This window comes from Mesorhizobium sp. CAU 1741 (genome assembly GCF_039839275.1).
Taxonomy (GTDB): Bacteria; Pseudomonadota; Alphaproteobacteria; order Rhizobiales; family Rhizobiaceae; genus Aerobium.
Genome location: NZ_JBDOQP010000004.1, coordinates 95,738 through 122,263 on the forward strand (window position 1 = coordinate 95,738; position 26,526 = coordinate 122,263).

Below are 26,526 nucleotides of genomic sequence, written 5' to 3' on the forward strand. Positions count from 1 at the left end.
GCGGCGGTTCTCCTGCCGTGGTTGCAATGCAAGGCCCCGCGCGGGCGGTGCCGCGCGAGGCCGGATGCCTAGTCTAAGCTGCGGTCAGCCGCAGGTATAGGAGACGCCGTTGGCCTCGTCGATCTGGCGGATGACGGCCCAGTCATCCTTGAAGGAGATGTCGATGAACTGCGCCTCGCCCGACTTGGAGAATTCCTCCTCAAGCTTGGTGCCGGCCCACTCGAACGAGAAGAACGCTTCCTTGATCTTCTCCTGCAGCTCCGGTGTCAGGTTGTGGGCAAGCCCGTAGCCTGTCGTCGGGAAGGTCTGCGAGGTGTAGATGATCTTGAGCTGGTCTTCGGAGACGACGTCACGCTCGAGCATGCGTGCCTTGACGGAATTGGCGACCGCTGCGGCGTCGTAATCCTTGTTGGCGACACCGAGGACTGAATTGTCGTGGGCGCCCGAGAAGGCGGGCGTGTAGTCGGTGTCCGCAACCATGTTGAACTCGGACATCAGCAGCGCGGACGGCGCCTTGAAGCCCGAATTGGAGGTCTCGGCGGTGAAGGCGAGCGTCTTGCCCTTGATGTCCTCGACCGTCTCGATGCCGGAATCGGGATAGGTGATGATTTCCATCTCGTAGCCGAAGGAGCCATCGGCGGCGGCCATCATGGCGAACGGGCGCAGGCCGGCACAGGCAACGGCCAGCGGGTTGGAGCCGGTGTTGAAGCCGGCGATATGCAGGCGGCCAGCGCGCATCGCCTCGATCTGAGCGGCATTCGACTGGACCGGGAAGAACTGAACCTCCTTGCCGGTCACTTCCGTCATGTGGTCGAGGAACTCCTGCCACACCTCGGCATAGACCGCCGGATCCTCGACCGGCGTATAGGCGAAGATAAGCGTGTCGGGATCGACAAGCTGGGACGCATCGCTCGGAATGTCGGCAACCAAATCGCCATCGGTGTCCTGAAAGCGGCTATCGAGCATGAATTCCGCCGAAGCGGGAATGGTGAGCGCGGTGGTCAGCGCGAGGGCGGCGATGATGCTTTTCATGTCTGGCTCCTGTCCCTGAGACTTTTGTATGCGCCTGCCGGATATTACAGACGCTTATCGGTATTATGACACTCGTCGGTCGTCCCCGCCCAGGCGGGGATCCTCCCGGCGCGAAGATTAGCCGGCTCGCCGCAAATTGCTATGCGCAGTGCACAATGGCTGAAAGGTCCGCATTGCGGCGGTCTCAGCGACACAGCACCTTTATGCACCGCACTGCGGCATGGGCTTAAGATTGTTCAGGCAGAGGGTGTGAGCCGATCACCCAGCGCCGTTTCCCGCAGCGCTTCGGCAAGTGCCTTCTGCTCGGCGGCCGGCAGGGGCCCGAGCGGCGGCATGGGGCGGCTCCATGCCTGGTTGCCGGTGGTCAGCGCCAGGGCATGCTTGACCGACGCGACAAGCGGGAACTTCGCGATCTCGGCGCGGATGCGCACTGCTTCGGCGAGGCCCGCCGCGCGGTCTTCCTCGCTGGCGGCGCTGAAGGCCTGTTGCGCATAGGGGCCGGTAAGGTTGGCGGTCGCCGAGATGCAGCCGGCGAAGCCCAGCTCCCGTGTGCGGCCCAATGCGGCCTCGGCGCTGGGGAAAACGGCGAGGCCCGGCAAGTCGCGCGCCAGCCCGGCGGAATAGCCTTCGACGTCGCCCGATGAATCCTTGACGCCAAGCACCGTGTCGGGGAACCGGTCGCGCAGCCGCCGGACGACATCGGGAGCGTAGGGAACGCCGGAATTGGCCGGGAAATGATAGAGATAGAGCGGCAGGCCGGACACGCCGACGCGTTCGATGACGGTCGAGACGTAGGTGACCAGCGCGTCGTCGTCGATGCCCTTGTAGTAGAATGGCGGCAGCAGCAGAGCGCCGGCATAGCCGAGTTCCCTGGCGGCGGCGGTCAGCGCCACGGCGTCGTCGAGCGCGGCGGCACCCGTGCCGACCATGAAGCGCGACAGGTCGAGGCCAGAGGCAGCGATGGCGCGCATCGCCGCAAGCCGCTGGTCGCGCGAGAACGACGTCGCCTCGCCAGTCGTGCCAAGCAGGTTGATGCCGTCGCATCCGCCCGCGCCGAGGAGGTGGGCGCAATGGGCGACGAGACCATCGAGGTCGATGGAGAGGTCATCGTTGAGCGGAGTGGCGGCGGCGGCGATGACGCCCTTGAGCTTGGTCATGAAAGGTCTTTCCGGTCGTTGGATGTGCGAGATCTATCGCGCCGGCTGCCAGGCAGGCAAGTCAGGGAAATGTTCAAGCAGCGTCAGCGCTTCATGGGGTCCGCCGGCTGCGCCCCGGTGGCGCTGGCCAGTTCCCGCTCGAACTGCGCGAAGCCGTAGCCGGGCACCATTTCGCCGGCGCGGTCGCCGATGGCATCCCAATTGTCGGCCACCGCCTGCGCGGCGCCCTCGCCTCCACCGATGAAGACGCCTTGCGTGAGCGTGACATGCGCCTGGGCGAAATGCCCCGCGCCGGCGCACAGGATAGCGCGGGTCGGCGCATCCTCGCGAACCAGCGCCAGCAGGCCGGGGCTGACCATCTCCGGCGACAGCTTTTCCAACGCTTCTGGCGACAGCAGTCCGCCAGTCATCGAGGTGGCGGCCGTGGGCGCCAGGCAGTTGACGCGGATGTCGTATTTCTCCCCCTCGAGGGCGAGCGTCTGCATCAGCCCCACCAGCGCCATCTTGGCGGCGCCGTAGTTTGCCTGGCCGAAATTGCCGTACAGCCCCGAAGATGACGTCGTCATCACGACGCGCCCGTAGCGCTGCTCGCGCATGATCTCCCACACCGTCTTGGTGCAGATGACAGAGCCCATGAGGTGGACGTCGACGACGTCGCGGAACTCCGCCACGCTCATCTTGGCGAAGGTCTTGTCGCGCAGGATGCCGGCATTGTTGACGAGGATGTCGACGCGGCCCCAGGCCGACATCGCCTTATCGACCATCTCGGCGATGCGTACTTCGTCGGTGACGGAGGCCGCAAACGCAATCGCGTCGCCTCCGCCTGCCCGCAGCGCCGCGGCAACGGCCTCGGCGGCCTGCGCGTTCATGTCGTTGACGAGAACCTTCGCGCCGGCGCCGGCCAGCATTTCGGCATGCGACCTGCCCAGCCCGCCGCCCGCACCCGTGACGATTGCTACCCGATCCTGAAACTGCATTTCCGTTCCCTGCAAAGCCGATCCATTTGGTTCACTCACTAGGTAATTGAAAACCGGCGCGCAAGCGCAAGCCACGCTCCGGCAAGTCCCGCCCCTTCCGATCTCACCCTTGAGCCCTAGCTCAGCAGGCTCTTGCTGAGCCGGGCAAGATCCTTGGTGATTTCCTGCGATGCGGTCTTGAGCACCGCCGCGTAGCGATCACATGCATCGCTCTGCGAGGGAAAGGCGGAAATGAAATAGGTCAGGCCGAGGCTCGCGACGACGCGGTCGTTCTCATTGTAGATCGGCACCGCGATGGTGTTGGAGTTGCGCGGCTCCACCTCGGGCGAACGCACCGCATAGCCGCGCTCGCGCGTCGTGCGGACCAGCCGTTCGAGCTTTTCGGGATGCCGGGCATATTCGTCCTCCGGGTCGCCGGAATTGCGCAGCATGCCGACGATCAGTTCGAACTCTTCCTGCGAGGTGAACGCCAGATAGGCCAGCCCCATTCCCCTTGTCAGAAGCGGCAGGCGCATGTTGACGGTTTTGTGGAATGGCGAGACGGAGCTGTCGGGCACCGTGCTGAAGCGCACCACCACCGCATCGCGGTCGAGCAGCGAGATCGACACCGGCCACTGGTGCTTGCGCGTCACCGCGATGGCCCATGGCCGGCCGGCTTCCACCACCATCGGCTCCTTGTGGTAGCCGGAGCTGAGTGAGGAGACCAGCGCGCTGAGCTGGTAGCCGCCGACGCGCGGGTCGTTCTCGACGAAGCCCGCATGTTCCAGGGTCTGCAGGATGCGCACGAGGGTCGGCTTGGGCAGGCCGGTGCGCGCGTGCAGATGGCCCACGGACGTATAGGGCTGCATGTTCATTTCCTGCAGCACGCGCATGGCGCGCTCGATCGCCCTGATGCCCATTATCTGCCTCGCATCGCCTCTCGCGTTCCACCTGCCGAAATGCGGTCCTTGATAAGTTGTGACCGAAAGGAGTCAAGCTCTATGGCAATACCGCCTGACAAGAAGGAGACCGGCATGGCATCGGCAAGCAACCGCGAGGCGGCACGCGACCTCATTTCCACGATCGACGACGCCATCGTCGATGGCCTGATGCAGGGTGCCGTCGACCTTCACGTCCATTCCGGCCCATCCACCATGCCGCGCCAAGTCGACCATTTCCAGGCCGTCGAACAGGCGGCGGCGGCCGGCATGCGCGGCATCATGTTCAAGGACCACCACTATTCGGTCGCGCCGTTCATCCCGATCATGGACCGCGTGCTCGGCCATCTGAACGTAGCGATGTTCGGTGGCCTGGTGCTCAACAACAGCACCGGCGGCCTCAACCCCTTCGTGGTCGACGCGCAGCTCAAGCAGGGCGCGAAGCTGATATGGATGCCGACGGCACAGTCGGCGAACCACATCCGCAGTTCGCACCGCAAGTCGCGCCTGGCCTCCAACGTCCAGTTGAAGCCGTCGCCCGGCATCACCGTGGTCGACGCCTATGGCGAAATCCTCGACGAGGTGAAGCAGATCCTCGATTCGATCGCCGAGTTCAACGCGATCCTGTCGTCGGGCCATCTGCATGTCTGGGAAATCTGGAAGCTCTTCGAAGAGGCCAAGAAGCGCGGCGTCAAGCGGCTGCTGGTCAACCATCCGATGTACGGCCTGCACTTCACCTATGAGGACATCACCGAGCTGGCGCAGTTTGGCGCACTGATCGAGCAGTCCGCCTGCCTCTACGTCGACTCCCGCTTCAACGTGTTCCCGCCGCAGGAGCTGAAGGAGCACATCCTCGCCGCGGGCGTCGAGCATTCGTCGATCGGCTCCGACCTCGGGCAGGTCGACAACCCAACACCGGTCGAAGGCATGCGCCAGGCCATCAAGATGTGCCTCGCGCTCGGCTTCACGGAGGCCGAGGTGCGCCTGATGGTGCGCGACAATCCCTCGAAGCTGATCGGGCTTGAAGTCGCCTAGCGCGTCGATAGAACGATTGCGGACGCCGAAGGGCGCTTGAGGACATAGGATGCATCATGCATCCGGGAGGAACGCATGACCCAGACGGACGCAATCGCTCCGCAGCCCGTGGACGCGTCGCAATTCGAATCCGGCCCGCGCGAGATCGCTGGCCTGCCGCGCTGGACGGTGCGCATCATCGCGGCGCTGATCCTGGTGCTGTCGATCAACCAGACCTTCAACCTCGGGTTTTTCGTCGGCTACACGTTGATCGACCTGCGCTTCTTCTACGCGATCATCGGCCTGGCGCTTGCCTGTTGTTTCCTCGTTTATCCGGCAAATTCCTCGGCGCGCTCGCTGACACCGCCCTGGTATGACTGGCTGCTCGCGGTCGCCATCCTGGTGGTGTGCAGCTACTTCCTCGTCAACGCCCTCAACATCGCCCTGCGCGGCTGGGAAATGGCGCCGCCGGAACCGGCGATCTATTTCTCGTTCGCCCTGTGGTTCCTGGTGCTGGAGGCGGGGCGCCGCGCCGGCGGGCTGCCGCTTGCGATCATCGTCGGCGTGATGTCGCTCTATCCCGTCTATACCGAATATCTGCCGACCGCGATTTCCGGCTTCGGCTCTGGCCCCGCCTATACCGCCGCCTATCACGCGATGGGCTCGGAAAGCATCCTCGGCATTCCGTTGCGCACCTTCGCCTCGCTGATCATCGGCTTCCTGCTGTTCGGCGCGGCGCTGCAGCAGACGGGCGCGGGCAAATTCTTCATGGACCTCTCCTTCGCCCTGCTCGGCAAGGTCCGTGGCGGGCCTGCCAAGGTCGCGATCTTCTCCAGCGGCCTGCTCGGCTCGATGAGCGGCAGCGTCATCACCAACGTGCTCACCACCGGCGTCATGACGATCCCCGCCATGCGCCGCACCGGCATTCGCGGCACGGTGGCAGCCGGCGTCGAAACCTGCGCCTCGACGGGCGGTGTGCTGATGCCGCCGGTGATGGGCGCCACCGCCTTCGTCATGGCCAGCGTGATGAACGTGCCCTACGCCGATGTGGCGCTCGCCGCAGTCATCCCGTCCTTCCTCTATTTCCTCGGCCTGTTCATCCAGATCGACGCATACGCCGGCAAGGAGAAGCTCAAGGGCTTGCCCGCCGAAGAACTGCCGAAGGTCGGGCAGACGCTGAAGGACGGCTGGTACTACATCTTCGCCTTCGCCGTGCTGATCTACATGCTGTTGGTGATGCGCCGGGAAGCGCTGGCCCCCTACTATGCCACACCGCTGCTGATCATACTGAACCAGCTCTTCTCAAAAAGGCACCGCTGGGGCTGGAAGGACGTCGGCCGCTTCCTGGACGACCTCGGCTCACTGTTCGCCAACATGGTGGCCATTCTCGCCGCCGTCGGCATGATCATCGGCGCGCTGTCGATGACCGGCGTCGCAGCGACACTCGTCAACGACCTGCTTCGCATCGCGGACGGCAACGTGCTGGGATTGCTGCTCATGGGCGCCTTCACCGGCCTGATCCTCGGCACCGGCATGACCTCGACGGCGGCCTATATCTTCCTCGCGATCCTTCTGGCGCCGGCGCTCATCCAGGTCGGCATAAGCCAGATGGCAGCGCACATGTTCATCTTCTACTGGGGCATGCTGTCTTTCATCACCCCGCCCGTGGCGCTCGGCGCCTTCGCCGCCGCGTCGATCGCCAAGACGCCGCCGATGGCGACCGGGTTCCAGGCCATGCGGCTGGGCAGCATCATCTACTTCATCCCGTTCTTCTTTGTTTTCGAGCCGGCCCTTTTGATGGAAGGAACCGTGAGCGAGATCATTTTCTATACCTGCCTGGCCATTGTCGGCATCGCGATCTTCGCCTGGTCCATCCAGGGATACATGCCACTCATCGGCCCGCTGTTCGAAGGCCGCCCTTACGCATGGCCGCTGCGCATCGCCTTGATGTTTGCCGCCATCCTCGTTGCCTTGCCGGGGGATGCGGTTCCTGGCTGGACCGACGTCCACCTGCTGATGCTGGCACTTGTCATCGCGGTTCCGATCGTGGGCGCCGCCTACGTGATGAACCGCAGCGCCCGTCAATCCGCCGCCGTCTGACGGCCCCCCTTTCAAGGAGATAATCGCGTGAAGCTAGGAACCATCAATCACAACGGCCGCCCCGCACTCGTCGCGCAAAAGGGGGAGGCCACTGTCCTTCTCGCGGAGCTCTATCAGAGCGCCGGGCTGGACAACCCACCGGCATCGATGAACGACCTGATCGAAGCCGGTGACGCCGAACTGGCCCGCGCCCGCAAGGCGGTCAAGGAAGGCAGCGCCAAGCCTCTCGACGAAGGCGCGATCGACTGGCTGCCGCCACAGACCCGACCGTCCAAGGTGCTCGGCGTCGCGTTCAACAACATGGGCATCCGCAAGTCCGCCCATCGTGATGCCGGCGTGCCGAACTTCTTCCTGAAGGCGCCGTCCTGCCTGATCGGCCACGGCAAGCCGGTGATCATGGAAGAACACTATGGCGAGACGATCCCCGAGCTCGAGCTCGCCGCCATCATCGGCAAGCGCTGCCGCAAGATTTCGGTTGAGGACGCGCGCGACGCCATCTTCGGCTACACAATCACCAACGACGTCACCTCGCACGGCCTCAAGTTCGGCCTCGATTCGATCGCCACGACCCGCGAGCCCGACCTGATCCGCCCGCATCACCTCGCCTGGCGCAACCTGCACGGGGAAGACGACCGCGACGTCTACTTCGTCTACCACACACGCTCGAAAGCGACCGACACGTTCGGCCCCATCGGCCCGTGGCTGACGACGGCAGACGAGGTTGCCGATCCCAATGCGCTGGAGGTGAAGGGCTGGTTCGACGGCGAGCCGTTTGCGATCGATTCCACCGCCAGCTACCGCTTCAAGATCGAGGAGGTGATCGCCGAGGCCAGCAACTACTTCACGCTCGAGCCCGGCGACGTCATCTGCTTCGGCACCTCGGCCAAGGGTGTCGGCAAGTTCCCCAACGGCCATCGCTCGGTGAACATGCACAAGCTGAGCGGTGTCATCGACATCGAGATCGAGGGCCTCGGCCGGCTGTCCAACCCGGTCGTCCACGCCTGGAAATGACAGGCAGCGGCAAGGCAGAGGTGAAGCGCATGCGTGTCGTCGAGGTCGATGGTGCCGGAGGGCCGGAGGTCCTGCAGATCGTCGAGCGGCCCTGCCCGACGCCTGCACCTGGCGAGGTGCTGATCCGCGTGGTGGCGGCCGGCGTCAACCGGCCCGACATCCAGCAGCGGCGGGGGCTCTACCCGCCGCCGCCCGACGCGTCGCCGATACTCGGCCTCGACGTGGCCGGTATCGTCGAGGAATTGGGGCCGGACGTCACCGGCCTTGCCGTCGGCGACCCCGTCTGCGCGCTGGTCAACGGCGGCGGCTATGCCGGATTCTGCCGGGTGCCTGCGGTGCAGTGCATGCCGGTACCGCGCGGGCTCAGCTTCATCGAGGCCGCCTCGCTGCCTGAAGTCTACTTTACGGCATGGAACAACGTCATCTGGCTCGGCCGGCTCGCCGAAGGCGAGACCCTGCTGGTCCAGGGCGGCACGAGCGGCGTCGGCATGGCGGCAATCCAGATTGCGCGCCAGCTTCGCGATGCCACCGTCTACGCCACAGCGGGCACCGACGAGAAGCTGGCCGTCTGCCGCGAGATCGGCGCGCATGCCGCGATAAGCTACAAAGGGCCGTGGGACGACGATATTCGCGCGCTGACCGAGGGTGCAGGCGTCGATGTCGTGCTCGACGCGCAGGCAGGCCCCTACACCAAGAAGCAACTCGACCTCCTCAAGCCGGATGGACGCCTGGTCTTCATCGCCAGCCATCTCGGCGAGACGGCCGAAGTCAACATCCGCGCCATCGTGCGCCGGCGCCTGACGCTGACCGGCTCGACGCTGCGCCCCCGGCCGGCGGCCTACAAGGGCCGGATCGCGGCGGAACTGGTCGACCAGGTCTGGCCGCTGCTCGAAAGCGGGCGCATCGCGACGCGCATCCATCAGGTCTTCGACTTTGAAGACGTGCGCTCCGCCCATCGCCTGCTCGACCAGAACGAGCAGATCGGCAAGGTGGTGCTCGCGCTGGATTCCGCCCTGGCGGAGACCGCGCCACGCCAGCGGATCCAAGGAGCAAACTGATGATCACCGTCGAACATGCCGGCGACCTCGCCGCCTATGCGGGTCAGAGGCTGGGGCACTCCGACTGGGTCGAGGTCAAACAGGACGCGATAGACGATTTCGCCCGCCTGACCGGAGACGATCACTGGATCCATGTCGACATCGAACGCGCGAGCCGCGAGATGCCGGGCGGCCATACAATTGCGCACGGGCTCTACATGGTGTCGCTGATGCCGCGCCTGCAGCGCGACATCTACACGGTGCAGAAGCGCGGACGCGGCCTCAATTACGGTTATGACAAGCTGCGCTTCGTCGCGCCGGTGCCGGTCGGCAGCCGCGTGCGGTTGGCGCTGACGCTCGCCGAAGCCGCTCCCCATCCGCGCGGCACGCGCATCGTCTGCGAGGCGGCGATGGAGCTGGATGGCGCGGAAGGACCGGCCGTGGTGGCGCGGCACATCCTGCTAATCGAGAACCCCTGAAGGAGGACGACCGTGACGCACGCCGACACCGACGAAGGCCTCCTCGTCGCGACAATTCTGCGCCATGGCCTCGACCGGCCCGCCGATCCGGCGGTGACGTGTGGAGCCCAGACGCTGAGCTGGGGTGAGCTGCGCCGCGAGGTGCTCGGCGCGGCGGGCGCGATCGCGGCTGCCAGCGACGGCCCGGTCGGGCGCGTCGCACTGCTGGGCACGGTGAGCACATCGCTCGTCGTCGCTTATCTCGGCATCGTCGCTGCCGGCGGCTGCGCCGTGCCGCTGCCCGTCTCCGCCCACCCCGACGCGCTGGCCGGCATGCTGGCCGACTGCGAGCCGGAGCTGATCTTCGTGCAGGACGGATACCGCCCGCTGCTGGCGGCGGATCACCCGGGCCGTATCGTCGTCATCGGCGCCGATGACGCAGTCGGCCTGCCGAGGGACTTCACCGATGGCGCGGCACCGCTGCCCGAGGCCATCGCGCCGTCGCCCGAAACACCGTTCAACATCATCTACAGCTCCGGCACCACCGGACGCGCCAAGGGCATCGTCCATTCGCACGCCATGCGCTACCGGCAGGCGGCGCGCGCACTGTTCGGCGTGGATGCGTCGAGCACCATGCTGCTGGCGACGCCGCTCTACTCGAACACCACGCTGATGCCGATGCTGGCGTCGCTGTTCCATGGTGGCCGCGTCGTGCTGATGGCGAAATTCGATGCCGGGACCTATCTCGAACTGGCCGAGCGCGAGGGCGTCACCCACACCATGCTGGTGCCGGTGCAGTACCGGCGCATCCTCGCGGCACCGACCTTCGGCACGCACGATCTTTCCGCCTTCAAGGTCAAGCAGTGCACCGGCGCGCCGCTTCCCGCCGCCGACAAGCGTGACATCCTCGCCCGCTGGCCCGGCCGTTTCCTCGAAGTCTACGGCCTGACCGAAGGCGGCTGCACCTGCATCCTCGACCTGTCGGCCTTTCCCGAAAAGGCTCATACGGTCGGAAGGCCTGCCGCCGGCAACGACATCCGCATCATTGACGATGCCGGAAACGCGCTGCCTTCCGGCGAGCGCGGCGAAATCATCGGCCGCTCGGCGACGATGATGTCGGGCTATTTCCGCAACGAGGACGCCAACCGCGCCTTCTACTGGCGCGACGGCGAAGGAACCCTTTATCATCGCACCGGCGACATCGGCATGTTCGACGAGGACGGGTTCCTCGTCCTGCTCGACCGCAAGAAGGACATGATCATCTCCGGCGGCTTCAACATCTACGCCTCCGACCTTGAGGAGAAGCTGCTGGGCCACCCGGACGTCGCCGAAGCCGCGGTGATCGGCATTCCGAGCGAGGCCTGGGGCGAGACGCCGCTCGGGCTGGTGGTCTCCAGAAGCGGCGCGACGCTGGCGCCCGAAACGCTGCTGGAATGGGTCAACGGCCAGGTCGGGCGCAACCAGCGCCTTTCGGCGATCGAGATACGCGGGGACCTGCCGCGCAACAATGCCGGCAAGATCCTCAAGCAGGAGCTTCGCCAGCCATATTGGGAGAAGAGCGCATGAACGAAGCGGGCAAATCCGCGGCATCGGGACCAGGCATCGCGCTGGTCACCGGCGCCAGCAGCGGTATCGGCCGCGCCACCGCAATGCGGCTGGCATCGCTCGGCGCCACCGTCGTGGTCGGCTACAACAGCCGCCGCGATGCAGCCGAGGATGTGGTGCGTTCACTGCCCGGCGAGGACCACATGGCGCTGCGTGTCGCGATCGATGATTCCGCCAGCGTCAGCGAGGCTGCCGCGGCGATCGAGCAGCGCTTCGGCCGGCTCGACGTGCTGGTCAACAATGGCGGCGCGACGCAGCCGGTGCCGGCGAACGACCTCGACGGCCTCAGCGACGAGATCTTCGACCGCATTGTCAGCGTCAATCTGCGCGGGCCGTTTGCCGTGGTGCGCGCCTTTCGCCCGCTTCTCGAACGCGGCGACAACGCCGTCATCGTCAACGTGTCGTCGATCGCCGCGCGCACCGGTGTCGGCTCCAGCCTCGCCTATTGCGCGGCCAAGGGCGGGCTCGACACGCTGACCATCGGCCTCGCCAAGGTGCTTGCGCCGAAGATAAGGGTTTTCTCCGTTTCGCCGGCGGGCGTCGATACCGACTTCGTGCCCGGCCGAACGCACGCACAGCTCGAGGCGCTGGCCGAAAAGATGCCATTGCGCAAGATCACCGGCGCCGACGACGTCGCCGCCGCCGTGCTTGCCTGCATCACCCACCTGACATCGTCGACGGGCATCGTCGTGCCGGTCGACGAAGGCCGGCATATTTAGGCGGAGCTAAGTCGGGCGGGCCGGGACCTGGCCGAGCGTGACAAGCGTCATCACGGCTTCCCCGTCCTGGTTGGTCACCGTCACCTTGGTACGGATGATGCCGTATTCGGGTTTCGTCTTGTGGCGCTCGGTTGCGGCCACTTCGCGCGTCACCTGCAGCGTGTCGCCGGGCCGCACCGGGCGGCGCCAGCGCAATTCGTCGATACCGAGGCCGACCATCGGCGTTTCGCCATAGCCGCCGGCCTCGACGAAGAGCCGCATCGACAGTGCGGCTATCTGCCAGCCACTGGCGATGACCGTGCCGAACCGGCCGGCAGCGGCCTTCTCGGGATCGGTGTGGATCGGCTGCGGATCGTTCTCGCGCGCATAGCGGATGATATCGTCCTCGCTGAGCGTCACGGTCTTGCTGGTCCAGGTCTCGCCGATGGAGAAATCTTCGAAATAGCGCCGCACGGGCCATCCTTTCCGGTTCAGACTTGAATTGAGGTGGTGTCAGCCGCGTTTTGCCGCGGCGAGGCGTGCGGCCGATTCCCGGCGCGCCTGCTCGAGTTCTTCGAGGATCTGCGGCATGCGCGCCGCCGCGCCATCCTGCAGCACCTCGTACATGCTGTTGCCATGAGCATCGATCGCCACCGTGACCGGGCCGAAACCGTCGAGCCGGAAGCGCGACAGCCTGAACTGCTCGATCAGGTCGTCCCAGCCGGTCTGGAGCCGCTCGACCGCGCCGATGCTCAACAGCGGCGACGCGCCGCCGGGCATCGAGAAATAGACGCAGCCGACGTCCCGCAGCGCCTCGACGCAGGCGCGTCCCATACCGCCCTTGCCGCCGGTCGCCGTCAGTCCGAGCCGGCGTACGATGCCGGGCATGTAGTCATCGAAGCGGGTCGAGGTCGTCGGATTGACGTAGTTCGTCACCCAGCGCCCGCCTTCCTGCCGGCACGAACTGCCCATGTGGAAGAAGGCGCCATTTGCCATTGGCAACGGCAGCTCCCCACCTTCGTCAAGCGCCTTTGCAATGCGCTGGTGGGTCGGGAAACCGGCCGTCATGGTGACCTCGCCGTCGAGCATAACGGTCTCGCCAAGCGTCAGCGATCGCGCCTCGTCGCGCGACAGCGGCAGGGTGAGACGACGAATGGTGTGGGGTTCACTCAACGCGTTCCACCCTTCCGTTCCCGTGGATGCGCGCCGTCGTGCGGCGGTTGATCCAGCAGTTGAAGCACACTGCCACCGGCACGAAGCCATGGCCGTGGGAATAGTCGACATGGACAGCGAGCGCGGTGGTGTCGCCGCCGGTGCCCATCGGGCCGAAGCCGGTCTTGTTGACCGCCGCCAGAAGCCGGTCTTCCATGTCGCTGACCATCGGGTCGGCATGCTTGGTGCCGATGCGGCGCAGCGTCGACATCTTGGCGAGCTTGGCGGCGTTGTCGAACGAGCCGCCGATGCCGATGCCGATCACCACCGGGGGGCAATGCTGCGAGCCCGCCTCCATGACGCACTCCATCACATAGGCTTCGATGTCGGCGAGCGTCGGATAGGAAAACACCTTGAGGTCGGCCCAGCGGCCTGAGCCGAGCGCCTTGGGCGAACAGGTGATTTCCATGTAGTCGGCACCGTCGGCGACATCGAAGGATACGATCGGCATGTCCTTGCCTTCGTAGCTGCGTTCGAGCGTCAGCGGGTGCGTGATGAATTTGAGGATCGGTGGCTGGATCGTTGCGACAAGGTCCGCGAAACCGTCGACGAAAGCCCTGCGGATGTCGCCGTCGAGCGTCAGCCGCGTGCCCATCTTGACGAAGTAGGTCGGGAAGCCGGCATCCGAACAGGCATGGCGGTCCTCGCGTTCGGCGGCGCGGGCGGCCGCCTGCATGAAATCCAGCGTGCGCTGTGAGGTCGGATTGGTCTCGCGCGCCCGCGCATCGGCCAGCGCCGCGAGCGTGTCGTCTGGAACCTTCTTCAACGACCAGCCATAGAGGTCGCGCGCGACCTGCCTCACGACGTCGTATGTTATCGCCACAGCAACCTCCCTGGACCGGCGCAGGCCGGCAACCGCGCTCGTAGAGCCTCCGGTGCGACCACGCAAACCACCCCTCGGCGCATTCCGCTTGGTGAAACGGGCGGCCATGGGCGCAGCCGCGGATTTGACCGCGCCCGCCGTTTGGGCCACGGCTTCGCCATGATGTCGAGGAGGGATGGCGTTATGGCGAACGAACCGGACGACAGGGTCGAGATCGAGGCATCACGCGCGCGGCTCTATCTCGCCGACCTGTTCGTCGCGGCCGGCGCGGCCAGCGATGCCGCGACCACAGTTGCCGAGGCTCTTGTCGAGGCCGACCTGCAAGCCACAGGCTCGCACGGCATGCTGCAGGCAACGACATATCTGCGTCGACTACGCGCGGGCACGATCTCCGGTAACGCCGAACTGAAACGCGTGCATGAGAGCGGCGCGGTGACGGTGTTCGATGCCGGCCTCGCGCTTGGGCATGCGGTGGCGCAGCAGGCTATGGACCAGGCCGTGGCAACCGCCCGAACCCATGGGATGGGCGCCGCCGCCGTGCGTGCCGCGACGCATTTCGGGATAGCGGGACGCCACGCCCGGGTCGCCGCCGACGCCGGCCTGATCGGCATCGCTATGTGCAATTCGCGCCCGATGCTGCCTGCACCTGGCGGTAGCCGTGCTGTCGTCGGCAATAATCCGCTGGCGATCGCCGTGCCGATGGCCGGCAGGGAGCCGATCGTCTTCGACATGGCGATGAGCGCGGTGGCGATGGGCAAGGTCAGGCTTGCGGCCGAACGCGGCGAGGCTATCCCGGAAGGCTGGGCGCTGGATGCCACCGGGCGTCCCACGACCGATGCCGCGGAAGCGGTGCGCGGCATGCTGCTGCCGGCGGCGGGCGCCAAAGGCTTCGGCCTGGCGCTGATGGTCGACTTCCTCTGCGCGCTGGCCGGCGGATCGGCCGGGGCAGAGCTCGCGCCGATGTATGGCGACCCGGCTTCGCCCGCCGATTGCTCGTGGTTGCTGCTGGGGATCGACCCCGTGCATTTCGGCCTGACGCAGCCTTATGCCGAGCGTGTCGCGGCATTGGCGGGCGCCATATTGGCGGACGAGGGCACAGCGCTGCCGGGAGACCGCAAGCTCGCTGCCGAACGCGATGCAGGCGGTATGATCACGGTGCCGCGCACGCTCGTGCGCGACCTCGATGCACTTTCGGCCGAGACGGGCGGCCCACCGCCGCTGCTCGGCGCGCCGTGAGATGCGCGGCGTTCGTCTGGCGAAACGGGTGGAGCGAGTCATTGCCAGGTCCAACCGCCCGCCTAGGATGAGATACGAACTGGCCTTGCTAATTCCGGAGGACGCATGAACGAGGCGCTGAACTTCTACATCGATGGCAAATGGACGCCGCCGGCGCAGCCGAAGTCGCTGGCGATCGTCAATCCGGCCACAGAGGAGGCCGTCGGGCGCATCAGCCTCGGCAGCGCCGCCGACGTCGACCGCGCTGCACAAGCGGCACGCCGCGCCTTCGCCAGCTTCTCCGAGACCACGCGGGAGTATCGGATGGGGCTACTCGAGCGCATCGTCGCAGGCTTCCGGGCGCGCTTGCCGGAACTCGCCCGCACCATGACCATGGAGATGGGCGCGCCGATCACCTTCGCCACCGAGCGCCAGGCGACCGTGGCGCTGTTCCATTTCGAGGAAGCGCTGCGCGTGCTCGCCCGCTACGAGTTCGAGCGGCCCGAGGGCGTCGGCATCGTCCGGCGCGAACCGATCGGCGTGTGCGGGCTGATCACGCCATGGAACTGGCCGCTGAACCAGGTGGCCTCCAAGGTTGCCCCCGCGCTGGCGACCGGCTGCACCGTCGTGCTGAAGCCGAGCGAGATGGCACCGCTCAGCGCCATGGCGCTGGCCGAGATCATCCACGAAGCGGGCGTACCGGCGGGCGTGTTCAATCTCGTCAATGGCGACGGCCCGACCGTCGGCGAGGCGATCGCCGCCCATCCAGAGATCGACATGGTGTCGTTCACCGGCTCGACCGGCGCCGGCATCCGGGTCGCCAAGCTGGCGGCCGATACGGTGAAGCGGGTGGCGCAGGAACTCGGCGGCAAGTCGGCCAACATCATCCTGACTGACGCCGACATCGCCGCCTCGGTGGCGGCCGGCGTCCACGCCTGCAACACCAATGGCGGGCAGAACTGCCAGTCACCAACGCGCATGCTGGTGCATCGCTCGCAGCGCGACGCCGCGGTCGAGGCTGCCCGGGGCGCGATCGAGACGATCAGGCTCGGCGACCCGACCGACCCCGCCACCACGATGGGGCCGCTCGTCAGCCAGGGCCAGTACGACAAGGTCCAGGACCTGATCCAGTCCGGCATCACGGAGGGCGCGACCTTGGTTGCCGGTGGGCCGGGCCGGCCGGCTGAGGTCAATCGCGGCTATTACGTCCGCCCGACCGTATTCGCCGACGTGACGCCGCAGATGCGGATCGCCCGTGAGGAGGTGTTCGGCCCCGTCCTGTCGATGATGACCTACGACACCGAGGACGAGGCGATCGAGATCGCCAATGCGACGCCCTTCGGGCTGGCCGGCTTTGTCCAGTCGAACGACGCCGAGCGGGCGCGCCGCGTCGCCAACCGCATCCGTGCCGGCCGCGTCTATTTCAACGGCGCCTCGTTTGACCGCAGCCTGCCCTTTGGCGGCTACAAGCAGTCGGGCAATGGCCGGGAATTCGGCGTGCACGGCTTCGAAGAATACCTGGAAGTGAAGGCGCTTCTCGGCTTCCCCGGGGGCTGACACCGTTTCGCAGGATGGAATGGCGGCCCGGGGGGTTTGTGGATCACCGGGCCGACCGATAATCAGAAACCCAGCCCGCTCCATGCGGCGCTCCAGACACTTTTGGGAGGAAACCAAATGAACGCAATGAGAAGACTAGGCGCTGCCGCCACGCTTCTGCTGCTCACCACCACCTCGTCGTTGGTTCATGCGCAAGAGGTCGAGCTTCCGGGCACGCTCGCGGTCACGTCCTATGACGTCGGCGCGGCCTCGTACAACCAGGCCGTGGCGCTCGGCACCGCGCTGGGCAATGCCTACGACACGTCGCTGCGCGTCCTGCCGGCAACGTCCGACGTCGCACGCTTCATCCCGCTGCAGCAGGGACGCGTCCAGTTCGGCGTCGTCGGCTCCGAATCCTTCAACGCCGTCGAGGGCACGGAAGCCTTCTCGGCGCCGGAGATCGGGCCGCAGCCGCTGCGCATGCTTGTCGGCTCCAACTCCGACAACTGCTTCACCATGGCGCTGCGCGGCGATGCGGGCATCGAGACTGTCGAAGACCTGAAGGGCAAGCGCGTCGCGCTCGTCGTCGGCGCGCCGGCGCTGCAGAGCAACGTCGCGGGCTTCCTCGCCTTCGGCGGCTTGACCTGGGACGACGTCGAGAGCGTCGAGGTCGCGAGCTTCGGCGCATCATGGGAAGCGCTGGTCAACGGCCAGGTCGACGCGATCACCACGCTGACTACCGGCGGTCTCGCCCAGCAGGCGGCGTCCTCGCCGGCGGGCCTGAAGTGGATGCCGTTGCCGGTCTCGAACACCGAAGGCTGGGAGCGCCTGCAGGCGGTCAAGCCGCAGTTCTCCCCGCGCAAGGGCACGCTCGGACCGAACATGTCGGAAGAGAACCCGGTCGAATGTGCCGGCTTCCCATTCCCGGTGGTCGTCGCCTATCCCGATCAGGACGAAGACCTCGTCTATAACCTGACCCGGGCGATCAACGAGCAGTTCGACAACTACGTCAAGATCGAAGCCGGCATGGTCGGCTGGTCCGAGGACCGGCAGGATTTCCAGTGGGTCGTGCCCTACCATGAAGGCGCAGTCCGGTTCTGGAAGGAAAAGGGCCTGTGGAGCGACGAAGCCCAGGCCCACAACGACGAGCTCATCGCCCGCCAGGAACTTCTTACCTCGACATGGGAGAAGGTCGCCGACGTCGCGGAAGGCGAGAAGACCGAGCGCTGGCTGGAAGAGCGCCGCACGGCGCTGGAAGCCGCTGACCTGCCGACCTACGAATAGGTCGCGTCGACCGGGCGGGCCGTTCTTGCCTAGTCCGCATTTGAAAAACGAAGAAGCCCGCGACCCCGGCAAGGGATCGCGGGCTTTCTCGTTGAGCTAACGAAGTCAGGCGGTCTCTTCGAGCGGCTCGTCGCGCCTGCGCACGGACTTGTAGACGGACCAGACGATCAGGCCGAGCGACAGGGCCAGGAGAATGCCGGGCAGCGGATCGGTAAGGATCTGCGTCGCGTCGCCCCGCGCGAAGAGCATCGCGCGTTTGAAGTTCTGCTCGATCATCGGGCCGAGGATGAAGCCGATCAGCACCGGGGCGAGCTGGAAGCGCATGAGCCGCAGCACATAGCCGATGACGCCGAACAGAAGCACCAGGAAGATGTCGAAGGTGCTGGCGCGAACGGTGTAGACGCCGACGCAGATCAGCACCAGGATCGCCGGAAACAGCAACTGATAGGGGATCTTGAGCATCCGCACCCACAACCCGATCATCGGGATATTGAGGATCACGAGCAGCACGTTGCCGACCCAGAAGCTCGCGGCCAGGCCCCATACGACCTCGGGATGTGTCTGCATGAGCTGCGGCCCCGGCGCGATGCCGTTCATGATCAGCGTGCCGAGCATCACGGCCATCACTGCGCTGCCGGGAATTCCGAGCGACAGCGTCGGGATGAACGCCATCTGGGCGCCGGCATTGTTGGCGGCCTCAGGCGAAACCACGCCCTCGATTGCCCCTTTGCCGAAGCGCGAAGGGTCCTTGGCAAGCTTCTTTTCGAGCGAATAGCCCATGAAGGTTGCGATCGTCGGACCCGTGCCGGGCAGGATGCCGAAGATGCTGCCGATCGTGGTGCCGCGGATAGCGGGCAACCAGGAGCGCTTCCAGTCGTCGCGGGTCGGCAGCATGGAGCGCAGCGTGACATTTTCGACCACCCTGTCCTCGCTGCCGGCGCGCAACGACAGGATGATCTCGGAGACGCCGAAAAGCCCCATGGCCAACGCGATGAAGCTGATCCCGTCGCGCAGTTCCAGATAGCCCAGGTGATAGCGCGCGACGCCGCTGTCGACATCGGTGCCGACGGTTCCCAGCAGGAGCCCGAACACCACCATGGACAGGCCCTTGAGCGGCGCGTCCTGGGTGACGGAAGCCGCCACCAGCCCGGTAATCATTAGCGCGAAATAGTCCGCCGGTCCGAAGGCGATCGCCCAACCGGCGAGATAGGGCGACAGCGTGTAGAGCCCGATGACGCCGATCGTGCCACCAAAGAATGAGGCGATGGTGGTCGAAAACAACGCCACCCCGGCGCGGCCCTGCTGGGCCATCGGATAACCGTCGAGGCAGGTGACGGCGTTGGTGGGGGTGCCGGGCAGGTTGAGCAGGATCGACGAGGTGGAGCCGCCATATTCGGAGCCGTAATAGACGCCGGCCAGCATCACCAGCGCGGTGGTCGGGTCGAGGCCGATGGTGATCGGCAGCAGCATCGACACGGCCGCAAGCGCGCCGATACCGGGCAGCGCGCCCAGCAGCGTGCCCATGAACACGCCGATGAAACAGTAGAGCAGGTTCATCGGCGATAGCGCCGTGCCGAAGCCCAGGACGATATTGTCGATCAGGGACATTAGAACGGGCTCCTGAGAACGGGGATGGGCATGCCGAGTATCTTGATGAAGCCGACCCACAAAAGCAGCCCGACGCAGAGCGCCACGAGGGCGGTGGGAAGCGGCCGCGACCGCGGCGACGCCAGGGCGGCGATGCCCACGGTGACGGCGATTGCCGGCAGCATGCCGGCGCGCGGAAGGATGAGCGCGAAGGCCGCGATGCTGGCGATGACCGGCACCACCGCCCGCCAGTGGACCTCCGGCAGCGCGCCTTCACGGCCGAGCGAGACGATGCCGACCGCGAGGCCAAGGACGATGCAGACCACGCCGAGGCTGACGGGGATGAAGCCCGGCCCCATGCGGGTGAGCGTGCCCATCCGGTAGTCGAGCGCCCCGACCGTGAAGTAGAGCCCGATGGCGACCAGTATCAGGCCCGAAACGAGGTCGGTCTTGTCCAGCTTGAGCATTGCATTCCTCCCGGGTTGTGGTCAGGCCTGCGCCATGTCCCCGCCCTCGGCGAGCCGGAAGCGGGGAAGGTGAAACCCTTCTTCTTCCTGGATCGCGAGCGCCACGGCAGTGCCGACCGCGAGCTTCTGGCCGGCTTCGGAGTCGACCACGTTGGTCAACAGCCGCGGCCCCTCCTCCAGTTCCACGATGGTGACGTCGTAGGGGACCTTGCTCTCCAGATGTGGCGCATAGGCCTTGCGGTAGACGATCCAGGAAACCACCTTGCCGCGTCCGGCCGATGCGCGCCACTCCGTCTTGTCGGACAGGCAGTGCGGGCAGTGCGAGCGCGCGGGCAGCCAGTCGCTGTCGCATTTCAGGCAGTGCTTGTAGCGCAGCGATCCTTCGGCCAGCCCCTCCCAGTAGGGCCGATTCACGTCGGTAATCTCGGGCGCGGGGAAACTCATTGCGGTGCTCCGAAGATGAGAGTGGCATGGGTGTGCATGGTGCCGCCCTGGTTGGACACCAGGCCGTAGGCGGGCTGCTTCACCTGCAGCGTGGCTTCGCCGCGAAGCTGGCGCACCGCCTCGATGATGAGCTGCAGGCCGGGGGTGCCAGATTCCGACAGCAAGCCGCCGGACGTGTTGAGCGGCAGCCAGCCGTCGAGGCCAATGCCTTCCGACAGCGCCTTGGCGCCTGATTGGCCGCGCGGGGCGAGCCCGTAATCCTCCAGCGTCTGCAGCACGGTGACCGTGAAGCAGTCGTAAAGCTGGGCGAAATCGATCTGGTCGCGCGAAATCCCGGCCATCCTGAAGGCCATCTCGGCGGAATCCTGCGCCTTCGTCTTCAGGAGGTCGGGACGCAGATGCACCTCCCAGCTCTCCTGCCCTTGTCCGAAGCCGAGCACCGGAACGGCGCGGCTGCGGTTGCGGGCCTTGCCGGTGGCGCCGACCACCAGCGCGGCACCGCCATCTGAAACCAGGCAGCAATCGTCTCGGCGCAGCGGCTCGACGAGGCAGTCGCCGGCCAGGTAGTCGTCCATCGACAGCGGCACACGCAGGTGGGCGTTGGGATTTTCCGCCCCATGCGCTCGCGTCTGCACGGCGATGATGCCGAACTCCTCGTCCTTGGGCGCATAGGTCTGCCGATAGGCCTGGTGGATCATGGCGTAACCTGCCGCGACAGAATACCAGCCCATGACCGCATCATCGCCACGCGGGCGATGGTAGACGGCGCGCGAGCCGGTACGCGGCGTGTCGCCATAGCAGATCAGCGCATTGTTGATCATGCCGGCCTCGATCGCCATGGCGGCATAGGACAAGAGGCTGCCGCAGGCAGCTCCCCCCTGGTCGAGCGAAAGGCCGATTGACGGCCGCAGGCCGAGCGCTTCGGCGACCTTCTGGCCGTAGAGGATCGTCGGCGCGGAATTGGCCATTTTGACCAGCACCGCGTCGATCTCGTCCTTTTCGAGCCCGGCATCCTCGATCGCGTTGGCTGCCGCCTCGACGATCAGGGAGATGCGGTCGCGACCGGGATGCTTGCCCCATTTCGTGTGGCCGACGCCGGTTATGGATACGTTTGCGCGCATCAGATCACTCCTGATTCCTGAAGTTTCTCGACGGCGCCGCCGTCGTAGCCCAGCTCTCCATAAATGCGGCCATTGTCGCGCGCATAGGCCGGGCTGACACGGTAGTCGGCCTGGCGGGCGTCGCCGCCGAGCCGGATCGGCGAGCGGGGAAGGCTGACCGTGCCGAAGTCCGGGTGCTCGACTCTGACCAGCAGGCCGCGCTCGTGCAGCGCTTCGTCGGCCAGCACGTCGGGCAGGTCGCGCACCGGCGCGCTCGGCACGCGGGCAGCCCGCAGCATCGCCGCGAGCTCCTCTGTGGTGCGGGTGGCGGTGAAGGCGGAAATCGTGGTGTCGACGAAATCCATGTTCGTCACCCGCTCGCGGTTGGTCAGCGTGCGTGGGTCGGTCGCAAGCTCTTCGCGGCCCATGCAGCGGGCGAGCGCGGCCCAGTGGCGCTCGGCGTTGCAGATGACCGCGATATGCCCGTCGCTGGTCGGATAGACGCTGTAGGGACACAGGCTCAAGCCGCCATGGCGGTTGCCGGTGCGCAGCGGGATATCCTTGCGCGCGCCGAACAGCATGCCGATATTCGACGCCATCGTCATCAGCACCGAATCCAGCATCGCGATGTCGATGCGGCTGCCGCGCCCAGTGCGTTCGCGCTCGAACAGCGCCGTCATGATCGCCCCGTACATGTGGATGCCGCCGCCGAAGTCGCACACCGCCGCGCCCGACTTCATCGGCGGGCCGTCGGCATTTCCGGTGACGCTCATCAGCCCGGACATCGCCTGCACGGTCAGGTCCATCGCCATCATGTCCTGGTAGGCGCCGTCCTGACCATAGCCGGACCCGCTGGCCACGATGAGACGGGGATTGCGCGCCGACAGCGTCTCCCAGCCGAGGTCGAGCCTGTCCATCACGCCGGGCGAATAGTTCTCGGCCACGACATCGGCGGTATCGACCAGCTCCAGGAACAGCTCGCGTCCGCGCGCCGACTTCAGGTTGAGCGAGATCGAATCCTTGCAGGCGTTGAGCATGGCGAACGGCATGGCGGCGCCCGACGAGGCGTCACGGCGGCGCAGATACTCACCACCGATCGGCTCGACCTTGATCACTTCCGCACCCGCCATCGCCATCAGGAAGGTGGCGTAGGGACCATTGTAGATCTGCGTCAGGTCGAGGACCCTGATGCCTGCGAGAGGCAGTTCGCCGGCCATCTCAGTCTCCCTTGAACTCGGGCTTGCGCTTCTCGGCAAAGGCCTCGCGGGCACGTCCCGAATCCTCCGACTTCGACAGGATACGATTGACGAACTGCTCCATGCGCAGGCCCTCGGACAGGCCCATCTCGTAGGAGCGCAGCGCCAGTTCCTTGGCCGCCTGGACGGCGAGCGGTGCATTGGCGCTGATGCGCGCGGCCATTTCCTGCGCTGCCGACATCAGCTCGTCGCGCGGCACCACCTTGTTGACGAAGCCCCAGCGCAGCGCGGTCTCGGCGTCCATCGTTTCGCCCAGCAGCACCATCTCCATTGCGATGGCGTGCGGTAGCTGGCGCATGATGCGCTGCGTGCCGCCATTGGCGGCGATGATGCCGCGCTTGACCTCCGCGAGGCCAAAGCGCGCCTCGGGAACCGCGACGCGCAGGTCGGTGCCGAGCAGCAGCGTGGTCCCCCCGCCGACGCAGACGCCGTTGATGGCGGCGATCACCGGCTTCCACACTTCCAGTCCGCGGTTGAGAAGCTGGTCCTTCTGCGTCAGCCACATCTCGGACAAGGGCTGCTCGCGGCCGATCCAGGTCTTCAGGTCCGCGCCGGCGCAAAACGCCTTGTCGCCGGCCCCGGTGATGACCGCGACGCGGATTTCCGGATTGTCGCGCACCTCCGTCCATGCCCGCGACAGGCCTGCGTAGTGCTCTGCGTCGAGCGCGTTTCGGCTTTCGGGCCGGTTGATGGTGATGGTGGCCACCCCCTCATGGAGGTCGAGATCGATGGACATGGTCAGTTCCTCAGGAGTTCCCTGGCCAGAACCATCCGATGCACTTCGGATGGACCCTCGCCGATGCGTTTGATGCGAAGTTCGCGATACCAGCGCTCCAGCGGCATCTCGCGGGAAACGCCCATGGCGCCGAGAATCTGGATGCAGCGGTCGACGACCCGACCAGCGGTTTCCGTGGCGACAACCTTGGCGATCGACGCATCGGTCTTGATGTCGCGGCCGAGGACGCCGTTCCACGCCGCCTGGTAGACGAGAAGGCGCGCGGCGCGCAGCTCCATCTCGCTGTCGGCGACCATCCACTGGATGGCCTGCTTGTCGGCCAGCAGCGACTTGTGGACGTTGCGTGTGCGCGCATAGTCGATGGCGATGCGTAGCGCCTCCTGCCCGATGCCGATGACGCCCGCCGCATAGGGCACGCGGGCATGCACCAGCCATTTCTGGCAGATGGCGAAGCCCTGGCCCTCATCTCCCAGGCGGTTCTCGACCGGCACGCGGACATCCTTGAAATGGACCTCGTAGGGCGCATAGGAGCGGATGACGCCGATCTCGCGGCATTCGATCCCGGGGGTCTCGCGATCGACGATCAGCGCGGTGATGCCGGTTTCTGTGCGCGCGAAGACGATGCCCCAGTCGGCCTTGTCGGCGCCGGTAATCCACAGCTTGGTGCCGTTGATGACGTAATGGTCGCCGTCGAGGACCGCCCTCGTCTCGATCTTGCGGGCGGGATCTGAGCCGCCGGCGGCTTCCGAGATGGCGACGAAGTTCTTCTTGCCGCCCTTGATGCCGCCAACGCCGTATTTCTCCTGCTGTGCCCTGGAACCCAGCCAGATGACCGAGGGCGGGTCGATGCCGAACGCGCCGCAGGCGGGCACATAGGCGCCCATCCGGCACTTGGCCGCTTCCTCCGCGACGATGACCTGGCCGAGAAGGCCAAGGCCGCCACCGCCGAATTCTTCCGGCGATGCCAGGCACCACAGGCCGGCGGCACGCGCCTTGACCCGCAGCGCTTCCAGCTCGTCCGCCGGCAGTGCGTAGCTGTCATGCGGCTGCCGCGCTTCGACGGGTTCGACCTCGGCGCGCATGAAGCGGCGCAGCGTCTCGCGTAGCATGACCAGATGTTCGGGAAGCTCCCAGGCGCCGCTTTCCTCTCGGTCGCGCACCGCCGTGCCGGTTTCAAAGCTCATGACACCGCCGCCATGGACTGGACTTTCCTTATCGAGATTTGACATATTGCATCGTATATCGACGCATTGGATTGAGGCCCGCGGGGAAAACGATGAGCCAGACATTGATCAAGGGACTGCGTGTCCTGGAAGCGCTCGCTCACAGCGACACACCCCGCGGCCTGTCGGAGTTGTCGCGCAGCCTGGACATGAACCAGAGCGCAGTTCAGCGACTTTTGTCGGCCCTGGTTACGGCCGGCTACGCTGAGAAGGTGGACACCGCGCGCAAGTACCAGCTCACATTCTCCCTGTGGGAACTCGGCATGCGCTCCATCGCCGACAACGCCGCGCGGCGCCGCATTCATCCAACGCTGCGGCTGGGCGCGCATGTGACGGGGCTGACCTGCTTCTTCGCGCTCGCCGCGCCGCCCTTCGTCATCTATCTGGATCGGGTTGAAGGCGCGCGGGGCCGGCCGCATTCGGCCGAGCCCGGCCGCAAGGTGGCAATCACCGCAACCGCTTCCGGCAAGTCGATCGTGCCCTACCTGCCGGCCCGCATGCGCAATGCCCTGACCCAGCCGGCGACCGACTGGAGCGGCCATGTCCGCTTCGACGGCATCACCCAGGATGCGCTCGACGCGCTGGTCAAGCAGGTGCGCCGCGATCGATACGCCGTCTCGCAAAGCGGCGTGCGCAAGGGCATGAACTCGGTTGCCGCGCCGGTGTGGACCAACCGCCCGATGCCGCTCGGTTCGATCGTTCTGACGGCCAGCGAGACAGAGCTGCGCGCCGAGGACATGCCCGTCTACGGCGCGCGCGTTCTCGAACTCGCCGAGGAGGCGACGGTGAGCCTCGGCGGGACGAGTTTCCGCAACGCGGCTGAACTCGGCCCGATCTAGGGCTGGCCGCGCAGCGATTTCAGGCAGCAGGATCATCAGATCTTCTTCGGCAGGTCCGCCACGTGGGTTCCGGCCCGAACGGCCTCGATCCGCACCGCTTCGAGCGCCTTTTGAGCTTCCGCCTTCTCGACGATCTCCTCGGCACGGTCGGGCGGCAGGATGCATACGCCGGTGTCGTCGGCCACCACGATGTCGCCGCAGCGCACCAGCACGTTGTCCAGCGCCACCGGTCCGTTGATCTCGACGGTCTCGATGCGCCATTTGCCGGTCAGCGGGCTGATCTCTGTGGCCCAGACGGGGAAGCCCTCGGCGCGCGAGTGCCCGACATCGCGGATGCCGCCCTTAATGATGGCGCCGACGACGCCGTGGCGCTTGGCGATCATCGCAGAAATGCCGCCCATGTTGGACAGGCCCTCGACGCCTTCGATGACGAGCACGTCACCGGGCGAAGCCAGGTTGTGCGCTTCCATCTCGGCCATGCCGTTGCGGCCGGTCGTCGCGCGCTGCAGCGGTGAGACCTCGCCCGAAGCCGCCACGTTGCGAACGGTGAGCGCGGGCCCAGCGATAAGGGAACCGTCCAGCGTCGGCCGATAGCTCGATGCCGGGAGCGTGCCGGTGATCCCCAGATCGTCCATCGCATCGGAAAGAAGGCTGGTGTCGCAGCCGATGGCGCGAATGCGCTCGATGATGCCGTCCGGCGGGCGCGGCGTATCCATGCTGCGAATGCGGGCAGCGTCGATCTTGCCTGTGAGGCGTTTCATGTCGTTCGACCCAAAATTGAGAGGGAGGGTGACCGGC

General features: G+C 66.2%; 26 protein-coding genes. 11 read left to right on the forward strand and 15 right to left on the reverse strand.

Features of this window, described 5'->3' with window-relative positions; all coding sequences use genetic code 11:
* Positions 1-84: 84 nt before the first annotated feature.
* From phnD to AAFN84_RS16985, 4 genes are all read right to left on the reverse strand, one after another.
* Complete coding sequence (gene phnD / locus AAFN84_RS16970; protein ID WP_347515820.1) at positions 85-1,032, reverse strand: phosphate/phosphite/phosphonate ABC transporter substrate-binding protein; 948 nt, start codon at positions 1,030-1,032, stop codon at positions 85-87.
* A 236-nt stretch (positions 1,033-1,268) separates the two neighbouring features.
* Entirely contained in the window at positions 1,269-2,189 is a 921-nt protein-coding gene (locus AAFN84_RS16975; RefSeq protein ID WP_347515821.1) for a dihydrodipicolinate synthase family protein, read from the reverse strand.
* 83 nt (positions 2,190-2,272) lie between these two features.
* On the reverse strand, positions 2,273-3,166 hold the full coding sequence (locus AAFN84_RS16980) for an SDR family NAD(P)-dependent oxidoreductase (RefSeq protein WP_347515822.1): 894 nt from the start codon (positions 3,164-3,166) through the stop codon (positions 2,273-2,275).
* Between the two features lie 116 nt (positions 3,167-3,282).
* Positions 3,283-4,065 carry a helix-turn-helix domain-containing protein gene (locus tag AAFN84_RS16985; RefSeq protein ID WP_347515823.1) on the reverse strand — a complete coding sequence of 261 codons (783 nt, stop codon included), beginning with the start codon at positions 4,063-4,065 and terminating at the stop codon, positions 3,283-3,285.
* A gap of 81 nt (positions 4,066-4,146) precedes the next feature.
* On the opposite strand from AAFN84_RS16985, the gene AAFN84_RS16990 reads away from it, so the two are divergent.
* The 7 genes from AAFN84_RS16990 to AAFN84_RS17020 all read left to right on the forward strand — a co-directional run bounded on the left by AAFN84_RS16990 (position 4,147) and on the right by AAFN84_RS17020 (position 12,027).
* On the forward strand, positions 4,147-5,118 hold the full coding sequence (locus AAFN84_RS16990; RefSeq protein WP_347515824.1) for a DUF6282 family protein: 972 nt from the start codon (positions 4,147-4,149) through the stop codon (positions 5,116-5,118).
* A 75-nt stretch (positions 5,119-5,193) separates the two neighbouring features.
* Positions 5,194-7,197 (forward strand): TRAP transporter permease, encoded by a 2,004-nt coding sequence (locus AAFN84_RS16995; RefSeq protein WP_347515825.1) that lies wholly within the window; start codon positions 5,194-5,196, stop codon positions 7,195-7,197.
* Positions 7,198-7,224: 27 nt separating this feature from the next.
* Entirely contained in the window at positions 7,225-8,208 is a 984-nt protein-coding gene (locus AAFN84_RS17000) for a fumarylacetoacetate hydrolase family protein (RefSeq protein ID WP_347515827.1), read from the forward strand.
* Between the two features lie 29 nt (positions 8,209-8,237).
* Positions 8,238-9,266 (forward strand): NAD(P)H-quinone oxidoreductase, encoded by a 1,029-nt coding sequence (locus tag AAFN84_RS17005; RefSeq protein ID WP_347515828.1) that lies wholly within the window; start codon positions 8,238-8,240, stop codon positions 9,264-9,266.
* Positions 9,266-9,724 (forward strand): MaoC family dehydratase, encoded by a 459-nt coding sequence (locus AAFN84_RS17010; RefSeq protein WP_347515829.1) that lies wholly within the window; start codon positions 9,266-9,268, stop codon positions 9,722-9,724. The genes AAFN84_RS17005 and AAFN84_RS17010 overlap by 1 nt, the downstream gene beginning before the upstream one ends.
* A gap of 12 nt (positions 9,725-9,736) precedes the next feature.
* On the forward strand, positions 9,737-11,269 hold the full coding sequence (locus AAFN84_RS17015; RefSeq protein WP_347515830.1) for an AMP-binding protein: 1,533 nt from the start codon (positions 9,737-9,739) through the stop codon (positions 11,267-11,269).
* On the forward strand, positions 11,266-12,027 hold the full coding sequence (locus AAFN84_RS17020; protein WP_347515831.1) for an SDR family oxidoreductase: 762 nt from the start codon (positions 11,266-11,268) through the stop codon (positions 12,025-12,027). Before AAFN84_RS17015 ends, AAFN84_RS17020 begins: the two co-directional genes overlap by 4 nt.
* Before the next feature lie 6 nt (positions 12,028-12,033).
* Here the strand turns inward: AAFN84_RS17020 and AAFN84_RS17025 are convergent, their stop codons facing one another.
* From AAFN84_RS17025 to AAFN84_RS17035, 3 genes are read right to left on the reverse strand one after another with little or no spacing between them, the layout of a single operon-like run.
* On the reverse strand, positions 12,034-12,480 hold the full coding sequence (locus tag AAFN84_RS17025) for a MaoC family dehydratase (RefSeq protein ID WP_347515832.1): 447 nt from the start codon (positions 12,478-12,480) through the stop codon (positions 12,034-12,036).
* Positions 12,481-12,519: 39 nt separating this feature from the next.
* Positions 12,520-13,179 (reverse strand): fumarate hydratase C-terminal domain-containing protein, encoded by a 660-nt coding sequence (locus tag AAFN84_RS17030; protein WP_347515833.1) that lies wholly within the window; start codon positions 13,177-13,179, stop codon positions 12,520-12,522.
* On the reverse strand, positions 13,172-14,041 hold the full coding sequence (locus AAFN84_RS17035) for a fumarate hydratase (RefSeq protein WP_347515834.1): 870 nt from the start codon (positions 14,039-14,041) through the stop codon (positions 13,172-13,174). Before AAFN84_RS17035 ends, AAFN84_RS17030 begins: the two co-directional genes overlap by 8 nt.
* A gap of 183 nt (positions 14,042-14,224) precedes the next feature.
* Here AAFN84_RS17035 and AAFN84_RS17040 point away from each other — a divergent pair, with 183 nt between their 5' ends.
* From AAFN84_RS17040 to AAFN84_RS17050, 3 genes are all read left to right on the forward strand, one after another.
* The gene (locus AAFN84_RS17040; protein WP_347515835.1) at positions 14,225-15,277 is read left to right on the forward strand and encodes an Ldh family oxidoreductase; all 1,053 of its coding nucleotides are present in this window, start codon (positions 14,225-14,227) and stop codon (positions 15,275-15,277) included.
* Between the two features lie 105 nt (positions 15,278-15,382).
* Positions 15,383-16,813, forward strand: coding sequence for an aldehyde dehydrogenase family protein (locus AAFN84_RS17045; protein ID WP_347515836.1), 1,431 nt, complete (start codon positions 15,383-15,385; stop codon positions 16,811-16,813).
* A gap of 126 nt (positions 16,814-16,939) precedes the next feature.
* The gene (locus AAFN84_RS17050) at positions 16,940-18,076 is read left to right on the forward strand and encodes a TAXI family TRAP transporter solute-binding subunit (protein ID WP_347515837.1); all 1,137 of its coding nucleotides are present in this window, start codon (positions 16,940-16,942) and stop codon (positions 18,074-18,076) included.
* A 105-nt stretch (positions 18,077-18,181) separates the two neighbouring features.
* Here the strand turns inward: AAFN84_RS17050 and AAFN84_RS17055 are convergent, their stop codons facing one another.
* The 7 genes from AAFN84_RS17055 to AAFN84_RS17085 are packed head-to-tail and all read right to left on the reverse strand — an operon-like array spanning position 18,182 to position 24,850.
* Positions 18,182-19,684 carry a tripartite tricarboxylate transporter permease gene (locus tag AAFN84_RS17055; protein WP_347515838.1) on the reverse strand — a complete coding sequence of 501 codons (1,503 nt, stop codon included), beginning with the start codon at positions 19,682-19,684 and terminating at the stop codon, positions 18,182-18,184.
* Positions 19,684-20,130 carry a tripartite tricarboxylate transporter TctB family protein gene (locus AAFN84_RS17060; protein WP_347515839.1) on the reverse strand — a complete coding sequence of 149 codons (447 nt, stop codon included), beginning with the start codon at positions 20,128-20,130 and terminating at the stop codon, positions 19,684-19,686. The genes AAFN84_RS17055 and AAFN84_RS17060 overlap by 1 nt, the downstream gene beginning before the upstream one ends.
* A 21-nt stretch (positions 20,131-20,151) precedes the next feature.
* Positions 20,152-20,574 (reverse strand): OB-fold domain-containing protein, encoded by a 423-nt coding sequence (locus AAFN84_RS17065; RefSeq protein WP_347515840.1) that lies wholly within the window; start codon positions 20,572-20,574, stop codon positions 20,152-20,154.
* Positions 20,571-21,695 (reverse strand): thiolase family protein, encoded by a 1,125-nt coding sequence (locus AAFN84_RS17070; protein ID WP_347515841.1) that lies wholly within the window; start codon positions 21,693-21,695, stop codon positions 20,571-20,573. The genes AAFN84_RS17065 and AAFN84_RS17070 overlap by 4 nt, the downstream gene beginning before the upstream one ends.
* Complete coding sequence (locus AAFN84_RS17075) at positions 21,695-22,891, reverse strand: CoA transferase (protein ID WP_347515842.1); 1,197 nt, start codon at positions 22,889-22,891, stop codon at positions 21,695-21,697. Before AAFN84_RS17075 ends, AAFN84_RS17070 begins: the two co-directional genes overlap by 1 nt.
* Position 22,892: 1 nt before the next feature.
* Positions 22,893-23,666, reverse strand: a complete 774-nt coding sequence (locus AAFN84_RS17080) for an enoyl-CoA hydratase/isomerase family protein (RefSeq protein ID WP_347515843.1) — start codon at positions 23,664-23,666, stop codon at positions 22,893-22,895.
* 2 nt (positions 23,667-23,668) lie between these two features.
* Complete coding sequence (locus tag AAFN84_RS17085) at positions 23,669-24,850, reverse strand: acyl-CoA dehydrogenase family protein (RefSeq protein WP_347515844.1); 1,182 nt, start codon at positions 24,848-24,850, stop codon at positions 23,669-23,671.
* A gap of 92 nt (positions 24,851-24,942) precedes the next feature.
* On the opposite strand from AAFN84_RS17085, the gene AAFN84_RS17090 reads away from it, so the two are divergent.
* Complete coding sequence (locus AAFN84_RS17090; RefSeq protein WP_347515845.1) at positions 24,943-25,728, forward strand: IclR family transcriptional regulator; 786 nt, start codon at positions 24,943-24,945, stop codon at positions 25,726-25,728.
* Positions 25,729-25,763: 35 nt separating this feature from the next.
* On the opposite strand, the gene AAFN84_RS17095 is transcribed toward AAFN84_RS17090, so the two are convergent.
* Positions 25,764-26,489 (reverse strand): RraA family protein, encoded by a 726-nt coding sequence (locus AAFN84_RS17095; RefSeq protein ID WP_347515846.1) that lies wholly within the window; start codon positions 26,487-26,489, stop codon positions 25,764-25,766.
* Between the last annotated feature and the right edge of the window lie 37 nt (positions 26,490-26,526).